This is a genomic window from Aristaeella hokkaidonensis (assembly GCF_018128945.1).
GTDB lineage: Bacteria > Bacillota > Clostridia > Christensenellales > Aristaeellaceae > Aristaeella > Aristaeella hokkaidonensis.
The window spans coordinates 2609008-2620479 of the sequence record NZ_CP068393.1; the positions used below are offsets into that span (position 1 = coordinate 2609008).

An 11472-nucleotide genomic window follows, 5' to 3' on the forward strand; every position below is an offset into this window, starting at 1 on the left:
GATTCATTCACCCGTTCATCAGCCGGTGTCTGTTTGATCGCCATTCTTGTAAAGATTTATCGATTTAGCGTGCTAAACTGTCAAGATCTGCACAAGCCCTCCGACAATAAGCCATACGGCCTCTGACGGACTCACTGAATCAGTTTTTCCTTTAATAATTTATCTGCTTATCCGGGTCAGCACTGCCCGGATCAACAACCTTAGTTACGATGCCTCCGCCCAGGCAAACATCATCTTTATATAAGACCGCACTCTGGCCCGGCGTCACCGCCCGCTGGGGAACAAGGGAATGCAGCAGGAGCCTGCCCTCCCTCAGGGTGGCCTCCACCGGCTGGTCCGGCTGGCGGTAGCGGTAGCGGGCCGTACAGGTGATGGTCTCGCCTTCCTTCATCGGGGCGTCCCCGACCCAGGTCACGTCCTCCGCGATGCTCTGCGTGCTGTAAAGCATGGGATGATCTTCCCCCTGGGCAACCAGCAGCCGGTTCTTCTCCAGGTCTTTGCCGATGACAAACCAGCTGCGGCCGTCTCCCCGGCCGCCGATACCCAGTCCGCGGCGCTGGCCGAGGGTATAGTACATCAGGCCGTCATGCCGCCCGACCACTTCGCCCTCCGGTGAAACCATATCGCCGGGCTGCGCCGGCAGGTATTCTGAGAGGAACTTTTTGAAATTCCGTTCCCCGATAAAACATACACCCGTGGAATCTTTCTTTTTGCTGACCGGCAGGCCGCGATCCTCCGCGATCTTCCGCACCTGCTCCTTGGTCATGCCGCCCACCGGGAAAATGGCTTTCTTCAGTTGCTGGGCATGGACCATATAAAGGAAATAACTCTGGTCCTTGTTGGAATCGGATCCCTTCAGCAGCTGTCCCGCCTCATTGGTGCGGACGAAGTGTCCGGTCGCCATGCGGGTTGCTCCCAGGGTCATGGCAAAATCCAGGAAAGCCCTGAACTTGATTTCCCGGTTGCACAGCACGTCCGGATTCGGCGTCCTGCCCGCCCGGTATTCCTTCAGGAAATAGGAGAAAACCCGATCCCAGTATTCTTTGGCAAAGTTGACACTGTAATACGGAATACCGATCAGGTCGCAGACATCCCGCACGTCCCGCCAGTCCTCTTCGGCTGTGCAGGTGCCGTTGATATCCTCTTCCTCCCAGTTTTTCATAAAGACGCCCACAACGTCGTAACCCTGCTCCTTCAGAAGCAGGGCCGCTACGGAGGAATCCACGCCTCCGCTCATGCCGACTACGATGCGTTCGCTCACTTTTCGTTCTCCATCAGACGGGTCAGTACCTTTTCCTGTATCTCCGCGGCAATCTCGTCCCGGGACTTGGTCGCGTCCACAACCACAAAGCGTTTCGGATCCCGGGCAATCAGTTCATGATAGCCCTCCTCCACCCGGGCATGGAAGCTGTCCGCCTCCATCTCCATCCGGTCCGGTTCGCTGGCCGCACAGCGGCGCCGCAGCGCCTCCCGGTGATTGATATCCAGATATACCGTCAGGGCCGGCAGGGTGTTTTCCACCGCCGGCGCGTTAATCTTCAGGATCTCATCGATTCCCAGCTGTCTTCCGCCGCCCTGGTAGGCCACGGAGGAATCCAGGAACCGGTCGCACAGCACCACTTTGCCTTCCTTCACTGCCGGAAGGATCTTCTCCCGCACATGCTGGGCACGGGAAGCCGCGTAAAGCAGCGCTTCCGTGATATCCGTCATACCGGTATTCTCCCGGTCCAGCAGGATATCCCGGATCTTCTCCCCGATGGGGGTTCCGCCGGGCTCCCGGGTATGCACCACTTCAAAGCCCCAGCGGTCCAGGGCATCGGAAAGCCGTTCAATCTGGGTTCCCTTGCCGCTGCCGTCCAGTCCTTCCACAGACAGGAAAGCGCCCCGCCCCGGCTTCGCGTCCGGACAGAGAATCTCCAGGATCTCCGTCGGGGTATGCGCAATCTTTTCCGCGCCGGTTTCCAGCAGCTCCTGTTCGCTGCCGTAGCCGTAAGTCACGCCGAGGGTATGAACCCCGGCGGCTTTTCCGCCTTCCATATCAAAGCAGCGGTCGCCGATCATCCAGACTTCGCCGTGATTCTCCGGCAGGGCTTCACGGATCAGGTGCTCCTTTTCCGCCCGGGCGTCTGTCGCGCAGACCACCGTGGAAAGGAAGCGGTCAAAGCCAAAGTGTTCCAGGATCTTTCCGGTCGGATAGGCAGGTTTGCCGGTTACGACACCCAGCTTGGCTCCCTGTTTCCAGAGGGTCCGGAGCATCGTCCGCACGCCGGGATACACCCGGTTTTCATACATGCCGACAGTGGTGTAGCGGGCACGGTAAATCCGCTGTGCCTCCTCCGCCTGTTCCTCAGTCATGCCCAGGAAGGTCCGGAAGGAATACAGAAGCGGCGGCCCGATAAACTTACGCAGGGTCGCTGCATCCGGTTCCGGAAAGCCCATCTCCTTCACCGCGTGTTTCGCGCAGTTCCAGATGCCCTCTTCTGACTGAGTCAGCGTTCCGTCCAGATCGAAAAGGATCCAGGTGTCTTTCAATTCACAATTCATAATTCACAATTCACAATTCTGTATGTCTGCAGAATCAAATGAATTATCATCCTTCAACTCGAATAACGTTCTCTACCTTGCAGATTTCGGGATTCAGCGCCTTCACCACACGCTGTACGGCCTTTTCGGGAGCCATATGGGTGATGATGATCAGGGTTGCCTTTCCATCCGGACCGGCGTCCTTCTGCGTCATGGCAGAAACGGAAATCTCTTCCTTCGCCAGCAGGCCGGCCACTTCAGCCAGAACGCCGGGGGCATCCTTGGCCTTCATGCGGATGAAGTACTTGCTGTACCAGTCGTCCGCCACTGGCAGCGGATCCTTGCGCATCACGGGCATGGGATGCACCGCGTTCTGCGCAGCCTGGACAATGTCGCCCACGATAGCGCTGGCGGTCGGAGCATCACCGGCGCCGCGGCCTTCCAGCATCATGTCCTTGAAGGAATGACCGTAGAGATAAACAGCGTTCAGGGAGCCGTCCACCCGGGCCAGCGGATGATCCGCGGGCAGGAAAGCCGGATGCACACGGGCTTCAATGGAATCGCCGTTGTCCTTGCCGATGGCCAGCAGCTTCAGCACATAGCCCATCTCCCGGCCGAAGGCGATATCTTCGGAATTGACCTTGGTGATACCCTCTCGGTACACATTTTCCACCAGCACCCGGCTGTGGAATGCCAGGGAACCCAGGATGCTCAGTTTGTAGGCCGCGTCATAGCCTTCCACGTCCGCCGTGGGGTTGGGCTCCGCCAGCCCCAGGCGCTGGGCGTCCTTCAGTACAATTTCATATTCGGCGCCTTCCGCCGCCATCCGGGTCAGGATATAGTTGGTTGTGCCGTTCACAATACCCATCATCTGCTCGATGTGGTTTGCGATCAGGGGCGTCTGGATCGCGTTGATGATCGGGATCGCGCCGCCGACGCTGGCTTCATAGTACAGGCCGGCACCGGTCTTCTTCGCCATTTCCCGCAGTTCATCAAAATGGAGGGAAAGCGCCATCTTGTTCGCGGTGACAACGGACTTGCCGTTCTCCAGCGCGCGTAGCATCATGGAAGCCGCGGGCTGTTCTCCGCCCAGGAATTCGCAGACGATATCAATTTCCGGATCTTCCAGAATATCGTTCTTTTCTGTGGTCAGCACCTCATCCGGTACTTCCTTGCCCCTGTGGATTTTCTTGTCCAGCACGAGAGCCTTCTTCACCACGAGCTTCACGCCCGTACGCTTGCTGACTTCCCCGCCGAATTCCCGGATCAGGTCCCATACGCCTCCGCCGATGTTTCCCAGTCCAAGTAGTCCCAGCACAACCTCTTTCATTTTCCTTTATCTCCTTCCGTCCGATTCCGTTTCCGTCCGATTTCGTTCATAGATCAGCCGCAGTCCCTTCAGGGTCAGCAGGCCGTCCAGTTTGTCGATAACATTGCTTTCCTCGGCAATCATCAGCGCCATACCGCCGGTGGCCACCACATAGGCATCTTCACCCAGTTCCTGCCGGATCTTGCGCACGATGTTGCGCACCAGGCCGACATAACCGTAATACATGCCGCTTTGCAGGTTGGTGAGGGTGGACCGTCCGATGACGGTTTCCGGCCGGTTCAGTTCGAACCGCGGCAGCTTTGCGGTGCCGGTAACCAGTGCCTCACTGCTCAGCTTGATGCCGGGACAGATGGTACCGCCCAGGAACGAACCTTCCTGATCCACCACACCGAAGGTGGTGGCAGTGCCGAAGTCGATGAAAATGCATGGCCCCCCGTATTCGTCATAAGCCGCGACAGCGTTGGCAATCCGGTCGCTGCCCAGCTCCCGGGGATTCTCATATTTGATGTTGATACCGGTTTTAACCCCGGGAGCCACGAACAGCGGTGTCTTGCCGATGTAATTCAGCAGCATATGCTCAATCGTGTAGTTGATTGTGGGCACCACGCTGGAAACCACAATGCCTTCCACCACATCCGGGGAGACGCCCTCATGGGCAAACATGGACATCAGGCGTACACCGTATTCGTCCGAAGTGGACGTAATGTTGGTGGACATACGCCAGTACTTATACATTTCTTTCCCGTCGAACAACGCGGTCTTGATATTGGTATTCCCGATGTCCATGGTCAGAATCATGACGGTTTTCTCCTTTTTAAAATCAGATCAGCCGTGCTTTTTTCAGCGCGACGCCCGCGGCGCCGGTAACCACAGCAGCTACGATCATTTCAACCACAGCGTTCACACCCACAGAAGCCACAAGGTAAGCCAGGACGCTTCTGCCGGCCATCGCGTTCTGCATATAGGCGGTCTGGCTGAACAGCAGTACCAGCAGCGTCATAAAGAAGATGGTATTGAAAAGCGCCGCCGCGAAACCGGTGGCCAGGCCCCGCACATACAGGGGAGCCTTCGTCCGGCTGATGCCCCGGTAAACCAGTGCGGCCAGGACGCCTACCAGCACCCGGGAAACAAACCGCTGGATGAACATCAGGCAGGCAAAGCCGAAGCCGGGATTGGCAGTCACCAGGGCCACACCCATTCCGCTTACGCCGAAGATGCCGTAGCACTGGAGGAAGCTGATCAGTCCGAAAGCACCGCCGATGATGATTCCGCCGGGCAGTCCCATCGCCATGGCGGCAATGGCTACAGGAATCATGTTGAAGGTGATGGACAGGCCCATGGGCATGGGAATGTTCACATAGGCCAGGACGATCAAAACCGCTACCAGCATAGCCAGCAGCGTCATCCTCGCCAGTTTCGTGCGCCTTGTTGTGTTTGTCATAAGAATACCTCCGTTCGGGTTCACTCAGGATACCCGTCGTAAAAATGTATTTCCGCGGTTGTTCTGCGTCCGGTGCGTAAAGCTCCCGGCGCCAACCGGTGCGGATGGCATTATTATACAATTTTTTGGCAGAATGTAAAGGAAATCACACCCCGCGTCCCGGTCAGTCATCCAGCGACGCCGCCAGAATATTCCGGCACTTCCGGGTCACCGCCGTGGTGCCCGCGTCCGTCACATTCTGAGCCAGCAGGAAGGTAATCTTCTGATCCGGCAGGTTCGCGAAATAGGTTCCCAGCCAGCCGTCCCAGCCGTATTCATTTTTTACGGTGAACATGGCAGCCCTTCCGGGATGGTCACAGACGCGCATGAGGCAGCTGTAGTTGTATCCGCCGAGGCTGTCCCAGACGTCCTTCCGGACGCTGCCGGAAAGCTGCGGGGTCGTCATATAGCGCACCGCCGCTTCGGAAAGAATCCGCCGGCCCTCCGCCTTTCCGCCGTTCATCAGCATCCGGGCAAAGGCTGCGTAGTCGTCCAGGGTGGAAACCAGTCCCGCGCCGCCGGATTCAAAAGCTGGTTCCCGGTCATACTGTCCCACAGCCAGATGCAGGCTGCTGAATTTCTCCAGGCCTCCGGGCACCCGCCGGTAGCAGGTCACCAGCCGATCCCGCTTCTCCTCCGGCACCCAGAAAGCCGTATCCTTCATCCCGAGGGGCTCAAACAGCTCTTCCCGCAGGAAATCGCTGAAGCGCTTCCCCGTCGCCGCTTCAATCACCGCGCCCAGGATATCCGCGCTGGTTCCGTACCGCCAGCGGGTGCCGGGCTCAAAAGCCAGCGGCTGTTCTCCCAGCCGGTTGCAGAACTCCAGGGTGCTCATCCCGCCGCCGGCAGCAATCTCCGCATGATCCGCGTCAAAAACCCGGGCAGCGTACTGTCCCGCCGCGTCCACGTCCGGATAGCACAGGCCGGAAGTCATCCCCAGCAGCTCGATCACCCAGGGTGCCCGGATCGCCGGACGGATTGTCCCGTCCGCTTCCACCACCCGGGGATTGGCAAAGCCCGGCAGGTACTGATCCACCGGCGCCATCAGGTCCAGGATACCCCGGTCCGCGAGAATCATCGCCGCGGCAGCGGTAATCGGTTTGGACTGGCTGTAAAGACGGAAAATGGAATCCCGGCGCAGCTGCTTTCCGGTTTCGATATCCGCATAGCCTTCCCGCACATGGCAGAGTTCCTCGCCGTCCTTCAGGATCAGCAGGCTTACCCCCGCTGCTTCATGATTCTCCACGGCCTGCCGCAGGCAGGCGGACAGTTTTTCCTGTAAACCCATAGGACACCCTCCGTTCCCTTTTTTGTCAGGTTAAATCAACAGCAGAAAACCCTGGGCCAGCGCCACCGCGCAGCAGGCGGCAACAGCCACCGTCAGCAGGCTCCGTCCCCTCCACGCCAGCAGCACCGCCACCGCCACGCCGCAGACGGCTGTGCGCATATCCCCGGTGGAATAGAACACGTCCGGAAAAGTCATGGCGCCCAGCACCGCGTAAGGGATATAAGCCAGGAAAGACCGGACAAACCGGCTCTTGATCTCCCGGCGGAATACCGTCAGCGGCAGCATACGGATCAGATAGGTCACGCCGGCCGTGACAAGCAGATAAGGCAGAAACAGATTCCACTTCATGCGGCATCCTCCTCCGCCGGGAACCGCCAGGCTCCCAGCGCGGCGGCAAGCACGCCGCAGATGATAATCACAAACCCGGAGGAAACCGTGTTCAGCCCGGGAATATAATGGAAGCAGAGGCTCATTGCCACTGCAGCCAGCACCACAAAACGTACCGGACGGCTCTTCCGTGCCGGCGGCAGGATGATCGCCAGGAACATTCCGTAAATGGCAATCCCCAGCGCCGTGCGGACAAAAGCCGGAAGCAGCGTACCTGCCGCCGCGCCCAGGAAGGTCCCCAGGGACCAGCCGATCCAGGGCGTCAGCATCAGGCCGTAAAGGTAATACTTTCCGACCTTTCCCGGCTGGGAAGACGCCACGGCGAAGATCTCATCGGTATTGGCGAAGGAAAAGATCATCCGCTGCAGCGTGCCCATGCTGCCGTCCAGCTTCCGGCTGAGGGAAAGGCTCATCAGCGCGTAGCGCAGGTTGATCGTCAGCTGGGTCAGCGCCATTTCCGCCAGGGAAGCACCGCCCACCATCAGCGGCACCGCGGCAATCTGGCCCGCGCTGGTCACATTGGTCATGGAAATCAGTACCGCCTGCAGCACGGTCAGCCCGTCGTTGACCGCTTTCATGCCGAAGGCAAAGGAAACGCTCAGGTATCCCAGGGCAATCGGGATCCCGTGACGGATCCCCTGCCGGAAAACTTTATTCATGCATCCGCCCCCAGCCTGCGGATGCCGTCCTTTGTCACCACCGCATAAAAGTTGGGCACACGGCCGCAGGCCTCCTGGCCGATCGTTATGGCAGCGCGGATGGCGGCTTCCGCCCGGTCCGCGTTCTCTTCACTGCGGGCATGGAGCACGCACAGCGGCGTACCGGCTTCCACCCGGTCACCGATCCGCACCTGCAGCACAAAGCCCACGGAATAATCCAGTTCATCGTCCACCTTCATCCGGCCGGCGCCCATCGCCTGGGCCGCAAGCCCCAGGGCCATGGTATTCATCTTTGAGACCCAGCCGGATACGCCGCAGGTCACAGGACGGATCACCTGTGCCTGGGGCAGGCGGTTCACATCATCGCAGACAGACGGATCGCCGCCCTGGGCCGCGATCATCTGCTTCAGTTTTTCCAGGCCGGCGCCGGAATCAATGGCCTGTTTCATCATGGCCTGTCCGGCTTCCGGCGTTTCCGCCTTTCCGGCCAGGTGCAGCATATAACCGCCCAGGGTCAGGGAAACCTCCAGCAGGTCCCCGCCGGCACGGCCGGCCAGGATATCAATGGCTTCCTTGACTTCCAGCGCGTTGCCCACATGGGTTCCCAGCGGCTGGTCCATGCCGCTGACAAGCGCCACGATGGGCTTCCCGGCCAGTTCACCGACCCGGACCATATTCTGCGCCAGTTTCAGGCTGTCCTCCAGGGTATGCATAATCGCGCCGGAACCGGTTTTCACGTCCAGCACGATGGCGTCCGATCCGGCAGCCAGTTTTTTGCTGAGAATGGAAGAAACAATCAGGGGCAGGGAATCCACGGTGGAAGTCACGTCCCGCAGGGCGTACAGGGTTTTGTCCGCAGGTGCCAGATGCCCAGTCTGGCCGACCACGGCCACGCCGATTTCCTTCACCTGTCGGATGAAATCCTCCACAGGCAGGGCAACGCTGAGTCCGGGAATGGACTCCAGCTTGTCCAGCGTTCCGCCCGTATGGCCCAGGCCCCGGCCGCTCATCTTTGCCACAGGCGCGCCGCAGGCAGCCACCAGGGGCGCCAGTACCAGCGTGGTGGTATCCCCCACGCCGCCGGTGGAATGCTTGTCCACTTTAATGCCGGGAATCCCGGACAAATCCGCAATATCTCCGGAGTCACGCATGGCCAGCGTCAGATCCGTTGTCTCCTGATCCGTCATCCCGTTCAGGCGGATCGCCATCAGCAGGGCCGAAAGCTGATAATCCGGCACAGATTTTTCCGCGGCCGCCTGCGCAAAGAAGGCGATTTCCTCCCTTGTCAGTTCCTGCCCGAACTTTTTCTTTTCAATGATTTCCAGCATGGTCATGCGAAAATCCTCCTTCGTTTTCCAGAGAAAGAACAAGCCGATACCCGGCTGCCCGGATATCGGCCTTCATGCCCACTCTCGGGCTGTATATATGCTCATAGCCATTCCAACATTCCGATATCAGGTCATCGGGTACATTGTCATGTTGAGCTATTCATTCTGAATTCTTAATTCTGAATTCTGAATTGACGAATAATGGAATTATTCGTCCTCCTCTTCTTCCGGCAGGTCCGCGTTGTGATACACGTTCTGCACGTCGTCGTTTTCTTCCAGCAGGTCCAGCATCTTCTGGATCTTCAGAACGGTGTCGGGGTCGGAAACAGCCACGGTGTTCTGCGGAATCTTGGCAACTTCAGCGGAAAGGAAGGTGATTCCCTGCTTTTCCAGGTTCTCACGGACAGTGCTGAAGTCGTTGGGGGCGGTCACGATTTCAAAGACATCGTCATCCACCTTCACGTCTTCCGCGCCGGCTTCCAGGGCGATCATCATCATCTCGTCCTCATCGCTGCCGGGTTCCCGTTCCACCACGAGCACGCCGCGTTCGTCAAACATGAAACCAACGGAACCGGTGGTGCCCAGGTTTCCGCCGTACTTGGCGAAGCAGTGACGCACATCGCTGGCGGTGCGGTTGCGGTTGTCGGAAATGCAGTCCACGATGACCGCGACGCCGCCGGGAGCATAGCCTTCGTAGGTGATCTCTTCGTACACCACGTTGCTCAGCTCACCGCTCGCCTTCTTGATGGAGCGCTGAATGTTATCGTTAGGCATATTGTTGGCCTTCGCTTTGGCGATAATATCGCGCAGCTTGCCATTGGACTCCGGATTGGCGCCGCCTTCACGAACCGCGATAGCGATCTCGCGGCCGATCTTTGTGAAAATCGCTCCGCGCTGCGCGTCTGCCTTGCCCTTTTTAGCCTGAATATTGTGCCACTTGGAATGCCCGGACATCGAATCCCTCCCAGAATCGTACCTCATGTCGGTAAAAAAATACAAAGCATTATAGCACCGGAGATATAAGCGAGTCAAGCGCCGCAAGGAAAAGAGGCTTTCCGGTGACAAAAATGCAGCCTCCCGTATAAAGGAAGCTGCATGAATGACAGTCTGTTATCCGCGGCGGATGATGCTGTGGCGTTCCGGTCCGACGGAAATCCAGCGGATCACGCATCCGACGGCATGCTCGATGCGGTTGACATAGGCCTTTGCCTCTTCCGGCAGGTCCCACCAGTTGCGGACGGTAGAAATATTGCACTTCCAGCCCTTCATGGTCTCGTAAACCGGTTCGCAGTCTCCCAGTGCGGAGGGGAAGGGCATGTCCGTGATCACCTGGCCGTTCAGCTTATAGCCGACGCACAGCGGAATCTCGTCCAGGTCGCTGAGCATATCCAGCTTCGTCAGCGCCAGCTCCGTCGCCGCCTGTACCTCTGTGCCGTACTTGCTGGCCACCAGGTCAATCGGCCCGATGCGGACGGTGCGTCCGCCTTCCGGCTCATCCTCGCCGCACATCTTGCGGAAGGCGTCGCCCTTCTTGCCGGTATACTCGGTCACGAAGGGGCCGTCGCCCAGGCAGGTGGCGTAGGCTTTAATAACGCCGATGACCCGGTCAACCTCCACACCGGGAACCCCGGCGCCGATGGGTGCGTAGGAAGCCAGCGTGCTGACGGAGGTCGTAAAGGGATAGATACCGAAATCCAGATCCCGCAGGGCGCCGAGCTGCGCCTCAAACAGGATGCGCTTGTGATCGCTCTCCGCCTTGATCAGGTAATCCCTGGTGTTCCTGATATAGGGCTTGACCTGCTCGCAGTATTCATTCAGCCAGGTCATCACTTCCTTCTCGGAAGCCGGTTTGACGCCGTAGATCTTTTCCAGGGTCAGGTTCTTCCAGGCGCACAGTTCCTTCACATGCTTCTTCAGCCGGTCCGGATAGAACAGCTCGCCGGCCAGGATCGTCTTCTTCTGGTTCTTGTCGGAATAGAAGGGCGCGATACCCTGCTTGGTGGAACCGTCGTGCTTATCCTTCAGCCGGGCTTCCTCCAGCACGTCAATCTCTTTGTGCCAGGGCAGCAGCAGGGACGCCCGCTCACTGATCATCAGGTTGTCGGGGGTAATCTCGATTCCCTTCTGATCTTTAATCTCATTCACCAGCGTCTCCAGATCCAGCGCGACACCGTTTCCCAGAATGTTGACCACGCCGGGGCGGCATACGCCGGAAGGCAGCAGGTGCAGGTCAAACTTGCCGTATTGGTTGATAATCTTATGTCCTGCATTGGCGCCGCCCTGGAACCTGACAACAATGTCGAAGGCCTCCGCCAGCAGGTCGACCATTCTGCCCTTTCCTTCGTCGCCCCAGTTGATGCCAACGAGTGCGGTACAAGCCATCGTATCATCTCCTCTCGGGTTTTTCCCGTCTGTTCCGGTTCGTATATTCATGCTCAGAAAGCACTTATTCCTGCATGCCCATTGTATCTGTCCGA

Annotated in this window: 11 protein-coding genes; all 11 read right to left on the reverse strand. The window is 58.6% G+C overall.

Annotated elements, in window-relative coordinates; all coding sequences use genetic code 11:
• Positions 1-151 precede the first annotated feature (151 nt).
• Positions 152-1261 carry a tRNA 2-thiouridine(34) synthase MnmA gene (gene mnmA, locus JYE49_RS11925; protein ID WP_283399469.1) on the reverse strand — a complete coding sequence of 370 codons (1110 nt, stop codon included), beginning with the start codon at positions 1259-1261 and terminating at the stop codon, positions 152-154.
• The gene (tmk, locus tag JYE49_RS11930; RefSeq protein WP_093958350.1) at positions 1258-2544 is read right to left on the reverse strand and encodes a dTMP kinase; all 1287 of its coding nucleotides are present in this window, start codon (positions 2542-2544) and stop codon (positions 1258-1260) included. Before tmk ends, mnmA begins: the two co-directional genes overlap by 4 nt.
• 46 nt (positions 2545-2590) lie before the next feature.
• Positions 2591-3853: a homoserine dehydrogenase gene (locus tag JYE49_RS11935; RefSeq protein ID WP_093958351.1), complete on the reverse strand. Its 1263-nt coding sequence runs from the start codon at positions 3851-3853 to the stop codon at positions 2591-2593.
• A gap of 6 nt (positions 3854-3859) precedes the next feature.
• Entirely contained in the window at positions 3860-4651 is a 792-nt protein-coding gene (locus JYE49_RS11940) for a type III pantothenate kinase (protein ID WP_093958352.1), read from the reverse strand.
• 22 nt (positions 4652-4673) lie between these two features.
• The gene (locus JYE49_RS11945; RefSeq protein WP_283399470.1) at positions 4674-5294 is read right to left on the reverse strand and encodes an ECF transporter S component; all 621 of its coding nucleotides are present in this window, start codon (positions 5292-5294) and stop codon (positions 4674-4676) included.
• Positions 5295-5457: 163 nt separating this feature from the next.
• Positions 5458-6621 carry a serine hydrolase domain-containing protein gene (locus tag JYE49_RS11950; protein ID WP_093958353.1) on the reverse strand — a complete coding sequence of 388 codons (1164 nt, stop codon included), beginning with the start codon at positions 6619-6621 and terminating at the stop codon, positions 5458-5460.
• Between the two features lie 30 nt (positions 6622-6651).
• Positions 6652-6969, reverse strand: a complete 318-nt coding sequence (locus tag JYE49_RS11955) for an AzlD domain-containing protein (RefSeq protein WP_093958354.1) — start codon at positions 6967-6969, stop codon at positions 6652-6654.
• The gene (locus JYE49_RS11960) at positions 6966-7667 is read right to left on the reverse strand and encodes an AzlC family ABC transporter permease (RefSeq protein ID WP_093958355.1); all 702 of its coding nucleotides are present in this window, start codon (positions 7665-7667) and stop codon (positions 6966-6968) included. Before JYE49_RS11960 ends, JYE49_RS11955 begins: the two co-directional genes overlap by 4 nt.
• Positions 7664-9001, reverse strand: a complete 1338-nt coding sequence (locus JYE49_RS11965) for a thymidine phosphorylase (RefSeq protein ID WP_179217437.1) — start codon at positions 8999-9001, stop codon at positions 7664-7666. The genes JYE49_RS11960 and JYE49_RS11965 overlap by 4 nt, the downstream gene beginning before the upstream one ends.
• A 201-nt stretch (positions 9002-9202) precedes the next feature.
• Positions 9203-9949 carry a YebC/PmpR family DNA-binding transcriptional regulator gene (locus JYE49_RS11970; protein ID WP_093958356.1) on the reverse strand — a complete coding sequence of 249 codons (747 nt, stop codon included), beginning with the start codon at positions 9947-9949 and terminating at the stop codon, positions 9203-9205.
• Positions 9950-10105: 156 nt separating this feature from the next.
• Positions 10106-11377: an adenylosuccinate synthase gene (locus JYE49_RS11975; protein WP_093958357.1), complete on the reverse strand. Its 1272-nt coding sequence runs from the start codon at positions 11375-11377 to the stop codon at positions 10106-10108.
• Positions 11378-11472: the final 95 nt, after the last annotated feature.